The organism is Microbacterium sp. 77mftsu3.1 (assembly GCF_900100525.1).
Lineage (GTDB): Bacteria > Actinomycetota > Actinomycetes > Actinomycetales > Microbacteriaceae > Microbacterium > Microbacterium aquilitoris.
This window is the reverse complement of sequence record NZ_FNCR01000002.1, coordinates 1-17,895: the sequence shown is the minus strand read 5'-3', so window position 1 is coordinate 17,895 and position 17,895 is coordinate 1. Positions and strand designations below refer to the sequence as shown.

Here is a 17,895-nt window from a genome sequence, read left to right as displayed (position 1 = left end):
TCACAGGGTCCAGGGAAAGAGGGCGATGAGAATCACGGCAGACGCGATCCACAGCGCGCCCGTGAAGACGGTGTCGCGCCGACGCCAGGGCAGGAGGTATCGCTCGGTGCGGTCCGGGTGGGCGCCGAACGCACGAGCGTCCATCGCGAGCGCGACGCGCTCGGCGTGACGGATCGCCCCTGCCAGCAGCGGCACGATGTAGCCCCACCACCGCGCGATCGCCGCGAACGGGCCGCGGCCGGCGTGCGCGCCCCGCACGCGGTGCGCCTGGCGGATGACCTCGAGCTCGTACCCGAAGCGCGGCACGAACCGGAAGGCAGCGAGGGCCGTGTAACCGATGCGATAGGGCACCCGCAACTGCTGAACGAGCGCGCGGACGAGGTCAGGTCCGGTCGTCGTGAGCCCGGCGACGAATCCGAGGGCGAGGATCGCGGCCAGCCGGAGCCCGGTCGCGAGTCCGATCTGGACTGCGCCGAGGTAGAGAGTCCAGTCGCCGACGGAGAGGAGCGGCGCCGACCGGTCGACCCGCGCGGGGTCGGCCCAGAGTGACAGTGCCAAGCCGACCACGGCGGCCCCGACCGGGACCGCGACGAACAGCAGTAGCGAGATACGGCCGGGCAGGCGCGCCCCCGCGAGCACAAGCACGTACGCCAGGCCGAGGAAGGCGGCCGGGGTCGCGAGGTCCCGCGCGAAGATCAGCAGCAGCATGGCGGGGAGCGGCCCGGCAAGCTTCGCCAACGGGCTCAGCTGTGCGAGGAATCCGCGTGAGGGTGCCTCGACGGCGTACGGATCGATCGTGGCGGTCACCGGAGCGCCGCCTCGAGGTCGTCGAGGCGGGTGACTCCGGCGAGGGACGGATGCCGCCTCACGCCGCGCAGTGCGGCGGCGAGCGGCGGGATGCGCAGGCCCGATCGGCGCAGCAGCGCCTCGTCAGCGAACACGTCCCGTGTGGGGGCGTCGGCGACGATGCGCCCGTCGCCGACGACGACCGTACGGGTCGCGTACTCCGAGACGAGCTGCATGTCGTGAGTGACGACGATGATTGTGGTGCCGTCGTCGTTGAGCCCCTGCAGTAGTCGCAGGAGCTCGTCGGCGCGGGCGCGGTCCTGCCCGAAGGTCGGTTCATCGAGCGTGAGGATCGGGGCGCCGCCGACCAGCGCGGTCCCCACCGACAGCCGCCGCTTCTGGCCACCCGAGAGCAGGAACGGATGGACGTCGGCCTTGCCTTCGAGCCCGAATCTCGTAAGGACCTCCATCGTCCGCTCGCGGATGGCCTCGTCCGTGAGGTGCCGACCGTGAAGCCCGTGAGCCAGCTCATCGAAGACCGTGTGTGCGATGAACTGGTGCTCGGGGTTCTGGAACACGAACCCGATGCGTCTCGAGAGGTCGCGGAGCGGGATGCGCGCGGCATCCGTCCCCGCCACCTGCACCGCGCCGCGTGGCGGCGGGATGACCCCCGCGATCGCCTGCAGCAGGCTCGTCTTTCCGGCCCCGTTCGCCCCGACGACCGCGACAAACTCGCCCGCGGTGATCGTGAGGTCGACGTCGTGGAGCACCTCGCGTCGGCCGCGGCGGAGGGTGAGCCCCCGCACCTCGATCACCGGGCGTGCAGAGTGCAGGTCTAGGCGCAGGTCGGTGGCCCGTTCCGGGCCGTCCGGCGCCGCTGAACCTGCCCTGGGCACGGGAGGGGCGGTCGCCTCGAGCGTCTCGCGCAGTTCGGTCGGGGTCAGCGGAAGGCGGGGGAGGTTCCAGCCCGCTCGGCGCAGCGCGAGGGCTGCCGTCGCCGACACGGGGAGCCACACGCCGAGCGCGTGCAGTTCCTCGGCGCGCTCGCGGAGGACGTCGTCGACGGTGCCGTCGGCGATCGTGCGACCGTCGGCGTCGAGCACCACGACCCGGTCGGTGAGCGTGACGGCGGCGTCGAGGTTGTGCTCGACGAGGAGGATCGATCGCCCGTCGGCGACGACGGCGGCGAGAGCATCGTAGACATCCTCGATGCCGGCCGGATCGAGGTTGGCGGTCGGTTCATCGAGGACGAGCAGGTCGGAGCCGAGCGCCAGGGCGCTCGCGATGGCGAGACGCTGCTTGCCCCCACCTGACAGGCGGTCGGGGTTCTCGTGGCGCCTCTCCCACAGGCCCATCCGACGCAGCGCTGCCTCGGTGCGGGCGAGGACCTCGTCGACCGGGAGCCGCAGGTTCTCGGGGCCGAAGGCGACGTCGTCGAGGACGGTGCCCGTGATGAGCTGCGCGTCCGGGTCTTGGAAGACCATGCCCACGCGCGAAGCGAGCGTGGCCACGGGCGTCGTCGTCGCGTCGAGGCCCGCGACCGACACCGTGCCTGTCAGTTCGGCCGGCACTGCCTGGGGGATCAGCCCGTTCGTCGCGAGGGCGAGGGTGGACTTTCCCGATCCGCTCGGCCCGAGGAGGAGCACGACCTCACCCGGTGCGACTTCGAACGAGACGGATGCCGGTACCGCGGTGTGCGCGCCGTCGTGCACGATCGCGACATCGCGGACACGGAGGAGCGCCGGCGGCGTTCCCGGGGCGAGCGGGACGTCGGGCGCGCCGGGGTCGGCAGAGGTCACGGGAGTCCAAACGAGGGAGGGGTACTCCCAAGTTAGCCTACCCTTACCTACGGGTGACGGTCGGTCGTGCGACACCCGCCCGACGCAGACCCGAGCCCACGCCGAGGCCGGCGGCGGTCCAGGCGACGGGCCCGAAGATCGACACCACGAAGTACGCGATCTGCGCCCAGGTGGGGAGCACTGTGAGGTCGGCGGCGACCGCCACCACCCCGGCCACCACGACCCCGATGACGACAGCCGAGACGTAGAAGCGCCAGCGTCCCCAGACGCGGTAACGGGTGAGGGCAGCCACTCCCTCCTGGATGGCACCGAACAGCAGTGCGGTGCCGAGGAAGCGTCCGATCCAGGCCGGGTTCACGGAGCTCGCGACCAGCGCGGCCAGCACATGCGTCGTGAGGGCGACGAGGGGCATCCGGAAAACCTGCTGCGCGATGATGCCTGGCAACACGTGCGAGCCGAGCACGGCGCCGTACGCCCAGGGCGCCAGGGCGAGGACCGCGGGTGTCACGAGCCCGGCTACCCCGCCGAGGATGCCTGTGGCCACGCCGAGCGCCGCGCACACGAGCAGGACGCGCGTGGAGAGCAGGGGGATTCGGGCCACGGATCCAAGGCTATCCGCGGGCGAGCGGGGCCCGGGCCGTGCAAAACCGCGGGCGCCGAGTCAGGTGCGACGGCGCCGTTTCGTCAACCGCACGGTCGGCAGCGGCGGCGCGGGTATCCGCTCGTCGCCGTGCGTGACGACGTGTCCGAAACGCGGCGAGTCCGCCTCCCACTCGTCACGTGCGGCGACGATCTCCTCGTGGCTGCGCCCGACGAAGTTCCACCACATGACGATGTCGCTCTCGAACGGTTCGCCGCCGAGCACGAAGACCGTGACGTCGGTCGGTGCCTCGATCTCGATGACCTCTCGTGCGAGGCCCAGGTAGAGCAGGTCGTGGTCGCCGAGCGTCACGGACTCCTCGTCTCCGGCGTGGACGAGAGGAGCCCCGTCGACCCCGACGAGGGCGTGCTCCCACGCGGGGTTCAGTGGAATCCGCACCCGGGCCCCCGCGGGGATGAAGACCTCCGCGCCGACGATCGGCGTGTACATCGTGGCGGGAGAGTGGATGCCGGCGAGCTCGCCGACCACGACGACCGCCGCTGCGCCGTCGCCCAGGTCCACGACGGGCAGGTCGGTGTGTCTCTCGAAATCGGGCCCGCCGTGGCGGCGCGACTCGGGGAGCGCGACCCAGAGCTGGAGGGCGTCGGTGACGGTGGGCTCGTCGCCCATCGAGTACTCGGAGTGGGCGATGCCCGCCCCGCTGGTCATGATGTTCAGCTGCCCGCGCTTGATGACGACGTCGGAGCCGATCGTGTCGCGGTGGCGGGTCTCGCCCGCGAACGGCCACGTGACGGTCTGCAGCCCGATGTGCGGGTGGGGTTCGACGCGCATCGTCGTCACCTGCGGGCCGAACCGGTCGAGGAAGCACCAGGCGCCGACCATCGGCAGCTCGCGCTGCGGCAGGGCGCGGTGCACCTGCATGCCGCGGACGCCGCCGAGGGGGACTTCGCGCGCGGTCAGCAGCAGTGCGCGCGGGCCGTCACAGGATGCCGGGGCGTCGACGGTCTCGGTCGGGTCGGCGTCGAGGCGGGTCATCCCTCACTCCGCGTCGGGGGAGGCGACCGTGAGGCCGGGGACGTCGTGCTCCGAGAGGTAGCCCGCGACGAACGGGCACTCGGGGACGACCGTCGCGTGCCGGTCGGCGAGGTCCGACAGGGCGTCGGCGACGAGGGTCGAGCCGAGACCCTGACCCTTGTAGGCCGGGTCGATCTTGGTGTGGGGCATCACGGTGCGGCCCGCGTCGTCGGTCGTGAAGAGCGTGTAACCCGCCACCGCCCCGTCGACGTGGATCTCGTAGCGGTTCTTCTCATCGTTGCGCGTGACCGTCGGTGCGGCGTCGTGTGCCACAGGGACCCCCTCTGTCGTGTGGATCAACCGTAAGCGGCGTGACTGCCTTCCCGCCAGGACTGGACAGCGCGAGGTCCGACCGCTCGTCGCGCCGACCGTGCCGCTCGTCGCAGCGCCCATCGACCGCGCCCGGGGGAGCGGCATCCGTCTTCCTACCCTGACGTGTACGCAAAGACGCGCCCGAAGGAGTCGCCCATGTCTGCACCGTCGCGCCGTGGCAAGGCCGCCACGCTCGAACCCGATCCCTCCCTTCCCCCCGTCGCCCTCACCGAGGAGCAGAAGACCAAGGACGGCCGCTGGACGCCGCTGAAGATCGTCGTCTGGGCGCTCATCGCCCTCGCCGGTGGTCTCGGCTGGACGATGCTCGCGATCGTCCGCGGTGAGACCGTCAACGCGATCTGGTTCGTGTTCGCCGCCGTCGCGACGTACCTGATCGGCTACCGCTTCTATTCGAAGGTCATCGAGAAGCATCTGCTGCGCCCCGACGACCGTCGGGCGACGCCCGCCGAGGTCAAGCAGGACGGCAAGGACTACGTCCCCACCGACCGTCGCGTCCTCTACGGCCACCACTTCGCCGCCATCGCCGGCGCCGGCCCGCTCGTCGGTCCCGTGCTCGCGGCGCAGATGGGGTTCCTCCCCGGCACCATCTGGATCATCGTGGGCGTCGTGCTCGCGGGCGCCGTGCAGGACTACACGGTCCTGTTCTTCTCGATGCGCCGCGGTGGCCGGACGATCGGTCAGATGGCCCGCCAGGAGCTCGGCCGCATCGGCGGCACCGCCGCGATCGTCGCGTCGCTGCTGATCATGCTGATCATCGTCGCGATCCTCGCCCTCGTCGTCGTCAATGCGCTCGGCGAAAGCCCGTGGGGCGTCTTCTCGGTGTCGATGACGATCCCGATCGCCCTGTTCATGGGCTTGTACCTGCGGTACCTCCGCCCCGGCAAGGTCACCGAGGTCTCGATCATCGGCTTCGTCCTGCTGATCGCGGCGATCGTCGCCGGCGGCTGGGTCGCCGAGACCGCGTGGGGTCAGGAGTTCCTGCACCTCGACCGCAGCGTCATCGCGTGGGGCATCATCATCTACGGCTTCATCGCCGCGGTCCTCCCCGTCTGGCTGCTGCTGGCACCCCGCGACTACCTGTCGACGTTCATGAAGATCGGTGTCATCGTGATGCTGGCCGGGGCGATCGTCCTCGTCCGTCCCGAGATCACCGTTCCCGCCGTCACCGACTTCGCGATCGCAGGAACCGGGCCGGTGTTCGCAGGTCCCCTGTTCCCGTTCCTGTTCGTGACGATCGCGTGCGGTGCGCTCTCGGGCTTCCACGCGCTCATCGCATCGGGCACGACCCCCAAGCTCGTCGAGAAGGAGCGGCAGACGCGCTTCATCGGCTACGGCGGCATGATCATGGAGTCCTTCGTCGCGATCATGGCCCTCGTCGCCGCGATCTCGATCGACCAGGGCATCTACTACGCGATGAACGCCTCGGCCGCCTCGACGATGGGCACCGTGGAGGGCGCGGTCGCGTTCGTGAACTCGCTCGGCATCACCGGGGTGAACCTCACCCCCGACATGCTGACGAGCACCGCGGCGGCGGTCGGCGAGGAGTCGATCGTCTCGCGTACCGGTGGCGCGCCGACCCTGGCGCTCGGTCTCGCGCACATCATGCAGCAGGCCCTCGGCGGCCAGGCGATGATGGCGTTCTGGTACCACTTCGCGATCATGTTCGAGGCGCTGTTCATCCTCACGGCGGTGGATGCCGGAACCCGCGTCGCGCGCTTCATGCTGCAGGACTCGATCGGCCACTGGGTCCCCAAGTTCCGCGACGTCTCGTGGCGTCCGGGCGTCTGGATCACGACGGCGATCATGGTCGCCGGCTGGGGGGCGATCCTCATCCTCGGCGTCACCGACCCCCTCGGCGGCATCAACACGTTCTTCCCGCTCTTCGGCATCGCCAACCAGCTGCTCGCCGCGATCGCGCTCGCCGTGGTCCTCGCGATCATCGCGAAGCGCGGCCCGTCGTACGTCCGGTGGCTGTGGATCGTCGCCCTGCCGCTCGCGTTCGCGGCGGTCGTGACGATCACCGCGTCGGCGTACAAGATCTTCTCGCCGAACCCGGCGATCGGATACTGGTCGAACCACTTCCGCTACCGCGACGCGCTCGCCCAGGGCGACACCACGCTCGGCGAGCCGGCGGTCATGGAGGCCGTCATCCGCAACACCTTCGTGCAGGGCACCCTGTCGATCGTGTTCGTGACCCTCGCGATCATCGTGATCATCGCCGCCGTGTGCGTCACGATCGCCGCGATCCGCCGCGGCGGCGGCGAGAACCACGAGGACGAGGCGGTGCCCTCGCGCCGCTTCGCCCCCGCCGGGTTCATCGGCACGGCTGCCGAGCGCGAGCTCGAGAAGCAGTGGGAGCCGATCCTCGCCGACGAGCGCACCGCGAACAGGCACTGACATGAGTACACGGACGGATGCCGCGGTGTCGCCGACGCGGGCGATGCTCGACCTCGTGCTGCGGGCGGGTCGCGGCATCCGCTGGTACGTGACGACCCTCATGGGCGACACGGCGTACGCGACGTACGTCGCGCACCACCGCCGGGTGCACCCCGACGAGGAGCCCATGACCGAGCGGCAGTTCTGGCGTCAGAAGATGGACGACCAGGACCGCAACCCGGGCGCCCGCTGCTGCTGACGCCCGCGATCTAGGCTCGTCGCATGACCGATGCCGTCGTCCTCGCCGCTCTGCTCGGCGTGGTCGGCGGCATCGTGCTGTCCGCCCTGCTGCTCCTCGCCCGCCGCTACGCCCGGGGCGCGGGAGGGCTCGGCAGCGAGGCCGAGGAGGCCACGTACCGGGCCCTCCACCAGGCGAGCCTCGCGGCGCCCTACCTGCGCGGCGGGCTCGCAACCCCCGACGTCGCGCGCGCCGCGCGGCACCTGCGGGCCGTGCTCGGCAGCCCTGCCGTCATGCTCGTGGTCGGCGACGTCGTCGTCGCCCGAGACGGACAGACCGAGGGACTGGATGCCGCGGCGCACCGCATCGCGGCGCAGGTCGCCGAGACGGGCAAGCGCCGCGTCTTCCCGCGCGCCGAGGGCGGGGACGGGCTCGAAGCCGTCGGCGCGCCGATCCGTGTGGACGGCGCCGTCGCGGGCGTGCTGGTCGCCTTCGCCGCCCCCGTGCGGGCGGCGCTCGTCCGCGCGGCGGGGGAGGTCGCCGAGTGGTGCGCCGCGCAGGCGACGCTCGGGGAGTTGGATGCCTCGCGCGCTGCACTCGCCGAAGCCGACCTGCGTGCGCTCCGGCAGCAGATCTCGCCGCACTTCATCTACAACGCGCTCACCGCGATCGCCTCGTTCATCACGACCGATCCGCCGCGCGCACGCGAGCTGGTGCTGGAGTTCGCCGACTTCACGCGGTATTCGTTCCGGCGCCAGGGGGAGTTCACGACGCTGGCGGAAGAGCTCCGCAGCATCCACTCCTATCTCGAACTCGAGCGGGCGCGCTTCGGCGACCGCCTCACCGTGACGCTGCGGATCTCGCCCGAGACGCTGTCCACCGTCATCCCGTTCCTGTCGGTGCAGCCGCTCGTCGAGAACGCCGTCCGACACGGGCTCGAGCCGGGGGAGGGCGGGGGGACGATCCTCATCGCCTCGGAGGATGCCGCGACCCACACCGAGATCACGGTCGAGGACGACGGCGCGGGCATGGACCCGGACGAGCTGCACGCGCTCCTGACGCGTGCCGGCGATGCGGCGAACGTGGGCCTGCGGAACGTCGACACCCGGCTCCGGCAGCTCTACGGAGCCGAGGGCGGACTCGTCGTCGAGACGAACACGGGCGCCGGTACCCTCGTGCGCATGCGGATCCCGAAATCGCAGCCGCACCACCTGACGCGAGGCGAGGAGTGAGCGTCGTGATCGACGTCCTGGTCGCCGACGACGAGAAGCCCGCGCTCGACGAGCTCGCCTTCCTGCTGCGCGGCGACGACCGCATCGGAGAGGTGCTCACGGCGTCGTCGGGAGCCGAGGCGCTGCGCCTGCTCACCGAGAGGCCGGTCGCGGCGGCTTTCCTCGACATCCACATGCCCGGGCTCTCGGGTCTGGACCTCGCGACCGCGCTGAGCGCGCTGGCGTCCCCGCCGGCCGTCGTCTTCGTGACCGCGGACGACGCGCACGCCGTCGACGCGTTCGAGCTGCGCGCGCTCGACTACCTGCTGAAGCCCGTGCGCCTCGAACGGCTGCGCCGCGCCGTCGACCGCATCGCGCAGAACGACCGTCCCACCGAGTCCGACGAGGTGCTGCCCGTCACCGTCGGCTCCGCCGTGCGGTTCGTGCACCGCCGCGACGTCCGCTGGGTGCGCGCCGAGGGCGACTACACCCGCCTGCACGCCGACGGCGACTCCGGGCACCTCGTCCGCATCCCGATCTCGGAACTCGAGTCCCGGTGGGCGGATGCCGGTTTCGTCCGGATCCATCGCTCGTTCCTCGTGCGCGCGGCATCCGTCACCGAGGTCCGACTCGCGGGAGCGGAACCGACCGTCTGGGTCGGAGAGACCGGGCTGCCGGTGAGCCGGCGCCTGCTCCCGGCCGTCCGGGACGCCCTCGTCGGCCGGAGCGGGTCATGAGCGCTCAGCGTGTGCGCGTCACCGCCGGGGCGGGGCGTCCCGGGGCGCCGACCCGCGGAATCGCGCTGCCGGGCACGCCGGTCGACGACGCCGAGGCCGCGTACGCGAGAGCGCTCCGCCGCTCGCAGCTGCGGCTGGCCGTGGGGACCGTCCTCGGGTTCGTGACCGTCGCCGCCGTCCTGCTCGCGGTGCTGGCGCTCGTTCCCGAGCTCGACGAGATCGCGCTGCTCGGCGTTCCGCTGTCGTGGCTGCTGCACGCGTTCGGGTTCTACCCCGTGATCGCCGGGTTCGCGATCCTCTACGTCCGCGGCGCCAACCGCAACGAGCGGCGCTGGCGGGCGCTCCGGGACGAGGAGGCGTGAACGCGCTGCTCGACCTCGTCGCGATCGCGGCCGTCGTCGGCGCGACGGTCCTCATCGGCGCGTACGGCCTGCGGATCTCGCGGACCACGAGCGACTTCTTCGTGGCATCCCGCACCGTCAGGCCTGTCTGGAACGCCTCCGCGATCAGCGGGGAGTACCTCTCGGCCGGGACCTTCCTCGGCCTGTCGGGACTCGTCCTGCTGAGCGGGGCCGAGGGGTTCTGGTTCCCCATCGGGTACGCCGCCGGCTACCTGCTCGTGCTGCTGTTCGTCGCGGCGCCGCTGCGTCGGAGCGGTGCCTACACGATCCCCGACTTCATCGAGGCGCGGCTCGAGTCCCGGGCGTCCCGGAGGGTGACGAGCGCCGCGTGCCTGCTCATCGGCTGGCTGTACATCGTGCCGCAGCTCCACGGCGCCGGCATCACGCTGCAGGTCGTGGCCGACGTCCCGCCGTGGGTCGGCGCCGTGCTCGTGGCGGTCCTGGTCGCCGCCGCCGCCGCGGCCGGCGGCATGCGGGCGATCACGTACGTGCAGGCGTTCCAGTACTGGCTCAAACTCACGGCGCTGCTCGTGCCCGCCGTGCTCATCGTGTTCGCGGTCAGCGGGGGTGCGCGCGAGATCGACCCGCTCGTAGTCTTCCCCGCCGAGGCCGGGCCCTCGGGGCTCGACGCCTACGCCGCGGGATCGCTGCTGCTCGCACTGCTCCTCGGCACGATGGGCCTTCCTCACGTGCTCGTGCGGTTCTACACGAGCCCCACGGGCGGGTCGGCGCGGCGGACCACGGTGCTCGTCATCGTGATGGTCAGCGCCTTCTATGCCGTGTCGAGCGTGATCGGGCTGCTCGCACGGGTCGTCGCCCCCGATCTCGCCCAGCCGGGCATCGCCGACACCGTCGCGCTCGTCCTTCCCGCGCGCGTGTTCCCCGGTCTCGCGGGGGAGCTCCTCACCGCGCTCGTCGTCGCCGGTGCGTTCGCCGCGTTCCTCGCGACGTCGGCGGGGCTCACCGTCTCGCTCGCCGGCGTCATCAGCCAGGACGTGTTCTCGGGATCGGTCCGCTCGTTCCGGCTGTCGGCCGTCCTCGTCGCCCTCGTGCCGCTCGCCATCGCCCTGCTGACCCAGCCGGCAGGACTCGTGGCCTCGGTCGGCGTCGTCTTCGTGTTCGCGGCATCCGCTCTGTCCCCCGTCCTGCTGCTGTCGATCTGGTGGTCGCGGCTGACGGCGCGCGGCGCGGTGGCGGGCATGGTGACCGGCGCGGTCGCGTGCGGGCTCGCGTTCGTCGTGCACGCGGCGGTCGGCGGAGTCGGCGTCGCCGCTCCGCTGCTCGCGCAGCCCGCCGCGTGGACCATCCCGCTGGCTACCGCCGTCACCGTCGTCGTCTCGCTCACCGACCGCGCCGGCGCACCCGTGCGAGCCGCCGACTACCTCGCGAGACTGCACACGCCCGGGCGCGGCTGAGGCGCGCGTGTAGGCGAGGGCGCGTGTCGGGCGATCCGGTGCGCCTCTCCACGCGTTCGGTAGTCCGCACTGCCACGCGTTCGGTAGCCCGCGCTGCCACGCGTTCGGTATTCAGTCTCGGTGCCGACCTGTGACGGGTGGATGCCCGGAAATGCGGTGCGGCGCGTCCTTATGAGCATCCCCCGAGACTGAATACGGAACAGCGAGCCCGGCGCACGACGGCCGGTGCAGGCGCAGAATGTCTGTGTGCGTCGGAGGAGATGGTCCGTACTCGCCACCGTGATGGCCGCGTCGATCCTTGCAGGGTGTGCCGCCTCTCCCACGGGGTCCTCGTCGCCGTCCGTCGCACCCTCCCCCGGGACGTCGCCATCGGCGCCCTCTCCCGCCACGTCGCCCTCGGCGGTTCCATCGCCGTCCCGGACGCCGGACCCGATCGACGCGCTCTCGCTCGAGCAGCGCGTCGGCCAGCTCTTCATGGTCGGGACCCCCGCGACCACGGCGTCGCCGACGACCCTGGCCGCCGTCCGCGACCGGCACGCCGGCGGCATCTTCCTGAGCGGGCGATCGCACGCGGGGGTCTCCGGCACGGCGGAGGTGGTCGCACGGTTCACGGCACTCGACCATCCCGAGGGGGCTCCGCTCTGGGTCGCGACCGACCAGGAGGGCGGCGAGGTCCAGGTGCTGCGCGGGCCGGGGTTCGATGCGATGCCCTACGGCATCCGCCAGGCCGACCTGCCGTCCGAGCAGCTGCAGGCGAGGGCCGAGGCATGGGGGCGCGAGCTCGCCGACGCGGGAGTCAACCTCGATCTCGCCCCCGTCGCTGACATCGTCACGAGCGAGGCGACCCGCTTCGACAATCCGCCGATCGGCGGGTACGGCCGCCAGTACGGCTACGACGCGTCGACCGTCGCCGACAAGACGGGTGCTTTCGCGGAGGGGATGCGGGATGCCGGCATCCTCCCCGCGTTCAAGCACTTCCCGGGCCTCGGCCACGTGTCCGCGAACACCGACACCACGGCCGACGTCGTCGACAGGGCGGTGACGCCGGACGGTCCGGACGTCGACCTCTACCGGCCGCTCACTGCGGCGGGTCCGTCGGCGGTGATGGTCTCGTCGGCGATCTACGACCGGATCGACGGATCCACCCCGGCGGTGTTCTCGCCGAAGGTCGTGGGACTCCTGCGGAGCGAGGTCGGCTTCGACGGTGTGGTGTTCTCGGACGACCTCTCGGGCGCGGTGGCTGTGTCGGCCTGGTCGCCCGCCGACCGCGCCGTGAAGGCGATCGCGGCCGGCGTCGATGTGGTGCTCGTCTCTGCGAAGCCGTCGGTGTTCCCCGCGATGTACGACGCGGTGCTCGCGAAGGCGAAGGCCGACCCTCAGTTCGCCGCACAGGTCGACGCCGCCGCCGCTCGCGTGCTCGCGGCGAAGGCCGACATGCCCTGACGCACTCGGCCCTGTGCCGAGTGCAGGGCGGGACGCCCTGCAGAGCCGTTCGAGGGCGTGCGGGGTGGATCGGACCTGCACTGGGCACGCCGTCCCGCCGTCGGTGGGGCAGACTCGAGGGATGACCTCGACGCTCCGGGACCGCATTCCGGCGGGGTCGACCCCCGACGCCGTCTACGAGGGCTTCCTCGAGTGGACGATCGAGCGCGGCATCGATCTGTACCCCGCGCAGGACGAGGCGGTGCTCGAGCTCGCGTCCGGATCGCACGTGATCCTCGCGACGCCGACCGGCACGGGCAAGTCCTTCGTCGCGGTCGCGGCACACGCGGCATCCCTCGCCCGTGGCGGCCGCACGTACTACACGGCTCCCATCAAAGCCCTCGTCAGCGAGAAGTTCTTCGCTCTCGTCGACATCTTCGGACCGGATGCCGTGGGCATGGTCACGGGCGATTCGTCGGTGAACCCCGACGCGCCGATCATCTGCTGCACCGCCGAGATCCTGGCGAACGTCGCACTGCGCCTCGGCCCCGACGCAGAGATCGACCAGGTCGTGATGGACGAGTTCCACTACTACGGCGACCCCGACCGCGGATGGGCATGGCAGGTGCCGCTGCTGCTCCTCCCGAAGGCGCAGTTCCTGCTGATGTCGGCGACCCTCGGCGACGTCACGGCCATCAAGACCGACCTCGAACGCCGCACCGGGCGAGCGGTCGCGCACATCGCGGGCGTCGAGCGCCCGGTGCCGCTCGACTACTCCTACGCCCGGCGGCCCGTGCACGAGGTGGTGGAGGGGCTGCTCGAGAACCGCGAGACGCCGGTCTACATCGTCCACTTCTCGCAGGCCGCGGCGCTCGAGCGGGCGCAGGCGCTGTCGAGCGTGAAGCTCACGACCCGCGAGCAGCGCGACGAGATCGCCGACGCCATCGGCGGGTTCCGGTTCACGACCGGATTCGGCAAGACGCTGTCGCGGCTGGTGCGCGCCGGCATCGGCGTCCATCACGCCGGGATGCTGCCGCGGTACCGGCGGCTCGTCGAGACGCTCGCGCAGCGCGGGCTCCTCCGCGTGATCTGCGGCACCGACACCCTCGGCGTCGGCATCAACGTGCCCATCCGCACCGTGCTGATCACGGCGCTGTCGAAGTACGACGGCACGAAGATGCGGCAGCTGTCGGCGCGTGAGTTCCACCAGATCGCCGGCCGCGCGGGGCGGGCGGGGTACGACACGCACGGCAGCGTCGTCGTGTTGGCCCCGGAGTGGGAGATCGAGAACGCCGTCGCCCTCGCGAAGGCCGGCGACGATGCCGCCAAGCGCAAGAAGATCGTCCGCAAGAAGGCGCCGACGGGGGTCGTGAACTGGGGCGAGGGCTCGTTCGAGCGGCTGGTCGCGGCCGAGCCCGAGCCGCTTTCCCCGCAGCTGAAGCTGACGACGGCGATGCTCATCAACGTGATCGGGCGGGGCGGCGACGTGTTCGGCAACGTCCGCTCCCTCGTCTTCGACAACCACGAACCGCGCGCCCGGCAGTACGAGCTGGCCCGCCGGGCGATCGCGCTGTTCCGCACCCTCACGGCGGCGGACATCGTCGAGGCGGACGCCGACGGCATCCGTCTCACCGTCGACCTGCAGCCGAACTTCGCGCTCAACCAGCCGCTGTCGCCGTTCGCGCTCGCCGCGATCGACCTGCTCGATCCGGATGCCGGTGACGCCGGCGTCGGCAGTGGTCACTACGCGCTCGACGTGGTGAGCGTGATCGAGTCGACGCTCGACGATCCGCGCGCGATCCTGTCGCAGCAGGAGTACAAGGCGCGCGGCGAGGCGGTCGGCGCGATGAAGCGCGACGGCATCGAGTACGACGAGCGCATGGAGCTGCTCGAGTCGGTGACGTGGCCGAAGCCGCTCGCGGAGCTGCTGGCGCAGGCGTACGAGACGTTCGCGTCGAGTCAGCCGTGGGTGCGGGACTTCGAGCTGTCGCCGAAGTCGGTCGTCCGCGACATGTTCGAGCGGGCGATGTCGTTCGGCGAGTTCGTGTCGTTCTACCAACTGGGGCGGAGCGAGGGCCTGGTGCTGCGGTACCTGTCCGACGCGTACCGGGCGATCCGGCAGACGGTGCCCGCCGAGGCGCGCACCGACGAGTTGCTCGATCTCATCGAGTGGCTTGGTGAGTTGGTGCGACAGGTCGACTCGAGCCTCGTCGACGAGTGGAACGCTCTCATCAACCCCGCCGCCGACCCCGAGGCGCCGGTCGTTCCGCCCGCGCCGCCGTCGATCATCGCGAACCGGCGCGCGTTCGTCGTGCTGGTGCGCAACGAGATGTTCCGGCGTGTGCAGCTCGCCGCGCTGCAGAACGACGACGCGCTGGTCGAATTGGATCCGGATGCCGGTTGGCCCGAGATCCTCGACCGTTACTTCGACGACCACGACGAGATCCTGACGGGCGGCGCCGCGCGCAGTCCCGCCCTGTGTGTGTTCGACGAGTCGGATGCCGCGAACGGCATATGGCGCGTCGAGCAGATCATCGACGATCCCGCCGGCGACCACGACTGGCGGATCCGCGCCGAGGTCGACCTGGAGGCATCCGTCGAGGAGGGCGCTGCGGTCGTGCGGGTGACCGAGGTCGTGAGGCTCTAGACCTCGCGGGTCCAATCGCCACCGTCGCGGGTGAAGACGATGCGGGCGTGGCGGCGGTCGGGCGAGCCCTGCCAGAACTCGATGCGCTCGGGGACGAGACGCCAGAGCGCCCATTCGCCGGGTTCGAGGAGTGCACCGGCGGGGCTGCCGGCGATGTCGGCCGCGCTTTCGGCTGGTGCGGCCTCGTGCACGGTTCCGCGCACGCGCACCGCGCGCATGACCGGTTGCCACCAGAAGTTCAGTGCGGCGGCGGGGTTGTCGGCGAGCTGGCGCCACTTCGCGGAGGAGCGCGGGCCGGCGAACTCCCACCCGTCGGCGCTGACGCCCTTGAGGATGAGGGTCCGTGCGTCCGGGCGGCCGGCGGCATCCGCCGTCGCGAGGGTCGCGGCACGCACTTCGGGGATGCCGGCGTCGGCGGCGGCGCGGATCCAGCGGTCGAAGAGGTCGTGAGGGTCGGCCGGGAGGTCGGACAGATCGAGGGGCGGCGGTGTTCCGATGAGGGACGGTTGGTCGCGAAGCCAGCGCGTGAGCTCGTTCATGTCTTCATCCTGCTCCCTCGCGGGGTGTCGGCCGGTCCGGGCAGACTGGGCGGGTGACGACGTATCTGGCCTTCTTGCGGGCGATCAACCTCGGTGCGAAGCGGGTGTTCCCGAAGGAGGACATCCGCCGTGTCGTCGAGGCGGCGGGGTTCGAGGGTGTCGAGACGCACATCAACACGGGGAACGTGCGCTTCGATTCGCGGATGCGGTCGCGCGAACGGATCGAGCAGGCGCTGGAGCAGGCGTTCGCCGCCGACCGGGGATTCGAGGTGCCGACGATCGTCTACTCCGCTGCGGAGTTCCGAGAGGTCGCTCGGCAGACCCATGAGTTGGCCGAGGCCAATCCGGGGCTCGCCCGTCACTACGTGTATCTGCTGAAGGACGAGCCCGCGGCGTCGCAGACCGCCGACATCGAGGCGCGGGCCGATGAGCGCGGCCGGATGCTGGTGCGGGGGCGCGCGGCGCATGCGCTGCTGCAGCCCGGGTATCAGGACGGGGCGGTCGACCCGCTGGGCGCGGCGAAGCTGCTGGGCGTGGCGACGAACCGGAACGTGAACGTGATCGGCACGCTGGCCGAGAAATGGGCCGGAGCGTGAGCGTGGTGGTCCGCGAACCGCAGCTGACGGATGCCGCGGCGGTCGCAGCCCTGCACGTGGCCGCCTGGCGTGAGACGTACGGGCATCTCCTCCCCGCGAGCTATTTCACCGACGAGGTGGCGGAGCGTCGGCTGCGGATGTGGACGCAGATCCTCTCCGACCGACGGCCGGCGCATGCCGTCCGTATCGCCGAGGAGGACGACGAGCTGATCGGGTTCGCGATGTCCGGTGAGTCGGATGCCGGTGGCCGTCAGCTGTACATGCTCTACGTCCTGGCGGCGCATCACGGGACGGGTCCGGGTCAGGCGTTGTTCGAGGCGGTGCTGGCCGACGGGCCCGCGTCGTTGTGGGTGGCGCGGGAGAATCCGCGTGCGATCGCGTTCTACCGGCGCAACGGCTTCGCGTTCGACGGTGCGGAGCAGTCCGACCCGGGGACGCCCGGCATCGTCGAAGCCCGGATGGTGCGGTGATGCTCGGGGTGGAGGCTGTGCTGTCGGCACTGAATGAGGCGGACCCGTACGGGCTGCAGCCGGGATCGCCGGCGGGTGTGCCGGTGGACGAGTACGCGCGTGAGGCGCGCGACATCGCCGAGATCCTGGCGCAGCAGGGACGCGTCTCGCAGGACGACGTCGACGGCATCTGGGAGTCATGGTTCAACGAACCTCTCGTCGACGTGATCGGGATCGCCGAGGTCACCGCGCTCGTCGCACGGATGAACAGCCTCGCTCGGCCCTAGAACGGTGGTGGGTCGGTGGTGAACTGCGGGATGCGTCGTTCGGGGTGGACGAGGTAGATCCGGCCTGCGGGTGAGGTCCATTCGAGTGCACCGCCGGGTTGGGCTGTGACGTGCCAGCCGGTGTGGTGTTTGAGGGTGTGGTGCCCGCGGCAGAGGGGTGCGAGGTTGGTGGCGTCGGTGTGTCCGCCGTGATGCCAGTCGACGGTGTGGTCGATGTCGCACCGATCGGCCGGGATCCCGCAGCCGGGTGCCATGCACCGGGCGGCCCGCCACGCGACGAGCCGGCGGAGGTCCGCGGGCGGTCGGTAGCTTTCTCGTCCGACGGACAGGACGACCCCGGTGTCGGGGTGGGTGAGGACCCGCATCCACCCGGATGCCGCCCCGCACAACTCCCGGGCACGGGCGAGGGGGACCGGCCCGACGCCGTCGACGTGCGCGGCAGAGCCGTCACCGGTCAAGAGGGTGAGAGCGGGCACCGTGACCGTGACGGTCGGGCGGATGCCGCGCACGGTGTCGGGAAGAGACGCGGTCTCCCCGTCGATGAGCAGGTCGCCGAACACGTCGGCGCGCTTCTGGTCGAGTGAACGTTCGTCGCCGAGGGTCTTCGCGATCGCGGTGAGCCTGCCGTGGATCGCGTGCGCTTCGACGGCGGGGAGGTGCGCGGTCAGCCACGCCATCCCGTCCGCACCGGGTTCGACGCGCACGTGCCTGCGGGCGACGGCATCCATGTGACGTTCCGCGATCGTCGCTTCACGCTCCCTGTCCACAATCCGCTTCACGGCGCGGCGGAACGGCCCGGTCGGCATCTCCTCCGCGAGTGCGAGCACTTCGGACACCAGCTCGTCGCGCACGACGTCGACTTCATCGAGCCCGTCGACGATGATCGTCGCGTGGGTGTCGGTGATATCCGCGTGGCTCATCGACTCCCACACCGCCGGGTACCGCTTCACCAACGCCCGCCCGACCCCCATGAGACGTCCCGCG

Annotated in this window: 18 protein-coding genes; 11 read left to right on the top strand and 7 right to left on the bottom strand. The window is 71.3% G+C overall.

Translation table 11 applies throughout. The features are described 5' to 3' along the window. Genes BLR68_RS04965 through BLR68_RS04945 form a run of 5 tightly spaced genes read right to left on the bottom strand, consistent with a single transcriptional unit; the run spans position 1 to position 4,533 of the window. A complete protein-coding gene (locus BLR68_RS04965; RefSeq protein WP_018187952.1) occupies positions 1 to 807 on the bottom strand; it encodes an energy-coupling factor transporter transmembrane component T family protein in 807 nt (268 codons plus the stop codon). Then, positions 804 to 2,585: an ABC transporter ATP-binding protein gene (locus BLR68_RS04960; protein ID WP_018187953.1), complete on the bottom strand. Its 1,782-nt coding sequence runs from the start codon at positions 2,583 to 2,585 to the stop codon at positions 804 to 806. The genes BLR68_RS04965 and BLR68_RS04960 overlap by 4 nt, the downstream gene beginning before the upstream one ends. Positions 2,586 to 2,628: 43 nt before the next feature. After that, complete coding sequence (locus tag BLR68_RS04955; RefSeq protein ID WP_018187954.1) at positions 2,629 to 3,186, bottom strand: ECF transporter S component; 558 nt, start codon at positions 3,184 to 3,186, stop codon at positions 2,629 to 2,631. A 60-nt stretch (positions 3,187 to 3,246) separates the two neighbouring features. Further along, the gene (locus BLR68_RS04950; protein WP_018187955.1) at positions 3,247 to 4,221 is read right to left on the bottom strand and encodes a pirin family protein; all 975 of its coding nucleotides are present in this window, start codon (positions 4,219 to 4,221) and stop codon (positions 3,247 to 3,249) included. Between the two features lie 3 nt (positions 4,222 to 4,224). Next, on the bottom strand, positions 4,225 to 4,533 hold the full coding sequence (locus BLR68_RS04945) for a GNAT family N-acetyltransferase (protein ID WP_018187956.1): 309 nt from the start codon (positions 4,531 to 4,533) through the stop codon (positions 4,225 to 4,227). Positions 4,534 to 4,728: 195 nt separating this feature from the next. Here BLR68_RS04945 and BLR68_RS04940 point away from each other — a divergent pair, with 195 nt between their 5' ends. From BLR68_RS04940 to BLR68_RS04905, 8 genes are all read left to right on the top strand, one after another. Continuing rightward, positions 4,729 to 6,990, top strand: coding sequence for a carbon starvation CstA family protein (locus tag BLR68_RS04940; RefSeq protein ID WP_018187957.1), 2,262 nt, complete (start codon positions 4,729 to 4,731; stop codon positions 6,988 to 6,990). Between the two features lies 1 nt (position 6,991). Beyond that, positions 6,992 to 7,228, top strand: coding sequence for a YbdD/YjiX family protein (locus BLR68_RS04935; protein ID WP_051082830.1), 237 nt, complete (start codon positions 6,992 to 6,994; stop codon positions 7,226 to 7,228). 23 nt (positions 7,229 to 7,251) lie between these two features. After that, entirely contained in the window at positions 7,252 to 8,439 is a 1,188-nt protein-coding gene (locus tag BLR68_RS04930) for a sensor histidine kinase (protein WP_018187959.1), read from the top strand. After that, positions 8,436 to 9,155, top strand: a complete 720-nt coding sequence (locus tag BLR68_RS04925) for a LytR/AlgR family response regulator transcription factor (RefSeq protein ID WP_018187960.1) — start codon at positions 8,436 to 8,438, stop codon at positions 9,153 to 9,155. The genes BLR68_RS04930 and BLR68_RS04925 overlap by 4 nt, the downstream gene beginning before the upstream one ends. Beyond that, complete coding sequence (locus BLR68_RS04920) at positions 9,152 to 9,517, top strand: hypothetical protein (protein ID WP_018187961.1); 366 nt, start codon at positions 9,152 to 9,154, stop codon at positions 9,515 to 9,517. Before BLR68_RS04925 ends, BLR68_RS04920 begins: the two co-directional genes overlap by 4 nt. Next, positions 9,514 to 10,971 carry a sodium/solute symporter gene (locus tag BLR68_RS04915; protein WP_018187962.1) on the top strand — a complete coding sequence of 486 codons (1,458 nt, stop codon included), beginning with the start codon at positions 9,514 to 9,516 and terminating at the stop codon, positions 10,969 to 10,971. Before BLR68_RS04920 ends, BLR68_RS04915 begins: the two co-directional genes overlap by 4 nt. A gap of 282 nt (positions 10,972 to 11,253) precedes the next feature. Continuing rightward, positions 11,254 to 12,414, top strand: a complete 1,161-nt coding sequence (locus BLR68_RS04910; protein ID WP_018187963.1) for a glycoside hydrolase family 3 N-terminal domain-containing protein — start codon at positions 11,254 to 11,256, stop codon at positions 12,412 to 12,414. A gap of 121 nt (positions 12,415 to 12,535) precedes the next feature. Next, positions 12,536 to 15,040, top strand: coding sequence for a DEAD/DEAH box helicase (locus tag BLR68_RS04905; protein ID WP_018187964.1), 2,505 nt, complete (start codon positions 12,536 to 12,538; stop codon positions 15,038 to 15,040). Here the strand turns inward: BLR68_RS04905 and BLR68_RS04900 are convergent. After that, the gene (locus tag BLR68_RS04900) at positions 15,037 to 15,579 is read right to left on the bottom strand and encodes a pyridoxine/pyridoxamine 5'-phosphate oxidase (RefSeq protein WP_018187965.1); all 543 of its coding nucleotides are present in this window, start codon (positions 15,577 to 15,579) and stop codon (positions 15,037 to 15,039) included. The genes BLR68_RS04905 and BLR68_RS04900 overlap by 4 nt on opposite strands. A gap of 53 nt (positions 15,580 to 15,632) precedes the next feature. Between BLR68_RS04900 and BLR68_RS04895 the strand changes: the two genes are divergently transcribed. From BLR68_RS04895 to BLR68_RS04885, 3 genes are read left to right on the top strand one after another with little or no spacing between them, the layout of a single operon-like run. Beyond that, complete coding sequence (locus BLR68_RS04895; protein WP_018187966.1) at positions 15,633 to 16,175, top strand: DUF1697 domain-containing protein; 543 nt, start codon at positions 15,633 to 15,635, stop codon at positions 16,173 to 16,175. Beyond that, complete coding sequence (locus BLR68_RS04890; protein ID WP_018187967.1) at positions 16,160 to 16,645, top strand: GNAT family N-acetyltransferase; 486 nt, start codon at positions 16,160 to 16,162, stop codon at positions 16,643 to 16,645. The genes BLR68_RS04895 and BLR68_RS04890 overlap by 16 nt, the downstream gene beginning before the upstream one ends. After that, complete coding sequence (locus tag BLR68_RS04885) at positions 16,645 to 16,911, top strand: hypothetical protein (protein WP_018187968.1); 267 nt, start codon at positions 16,645 to 16,647, stop codon at positions 16,909 to 16,911. The genes BLR68_RS04890 and BLR68_RS04885 overlap by 1 nt, the downstream gene beginning before the upstream one ends. On the opposite strand, the gene BLR68_RS04880 is transcribed toward BLR68_RS04885, so the two are convergent. Continuing rightward, on the bottom strand, positions 16,908 to 17,895 hold a 988-nt coding region (locus BLR68_RS04880), incomplete at its 5' end, for an HNH endonuclease signature motif containing protein (protein WP_091362297.1). The genes BLR68_RS04885 and BLR68_RS04880 overlap by 4 nt on opposite strands.

Bases quoted from the DNA above. Each gene is read 5' to 3' on its own strand.
- BLR68_RS04950 (WP_018187955.1), bottom strand. From the start codon at position 4,221: ATGACCCGCCTCGACGCCGACCCGACCGAGACCGTCGACGCCCCGGCA.
- BLR68_RS04940 (WP_018187957.1), top strand. From the start codon at position 4,729: ATGTCTGCACCGTCGCGCCGTGGCAAGGCCGCCACGCTCGAACCCGAT.
- BLR68_RS04935 (WP_051082830.1), top strand. From the start codon at position 6,992: ATGAGTACACGGACGGATGCCGCGGTGTCGCCGACGCGGGCGATGCTC.
- BLR68_RS04930 (WP_018187959.1), top strand. From the start codon at position 7,252: ATGACCGATGCCGTCGTCCTCGCCGCTCTGCTCGGCGTGGTCGGCGGC.
- BLR68_RS04920 (WP_018187961.1), top strand. From the start codon at position 9,152: ATGAGCGCTCAGCGTGTGCGCGTCACCGCCGGGGCGGGGCGTCCCGGG.
- BLR68_RS04910 (WP_018187963.1), top strand. From the start codon at position 11,254: ATGGCCGCGTCGATCCTTGCAGGGTGTGCCGCCTCTCCCACGGGGTCC.
- BLR68_RS04905 (WP_018187964.1), top strand. From the start codon at position 12,536: ATGACCTCGACGCTCCGGGACCGCATTCCGGCGGGGTCGACCCCCGAC.
- BLR68_RS04900 (WP_018187965.1), bottom strand. From the start codon at position 15,579: ATGAACGAGCTCACGCGCTGGCTTCGCGACCAACCGTCCCTCATCGGA.
- BLR68_RS04890 (WP_018187967.1), top strand. From the start codon at position 16,160: ATGGGCCGGAGCGTGAGCGTGGTGGTCCGCGAACCGCAGCTGACGGAT.
- BLR68_RS04885 (WP_018187968.1), top strand. From the start codon at position 16,645: ATGCTCGGGGTGGAGGCTGTGCTGTCGGCACTGAATGAGGCGGACCCG.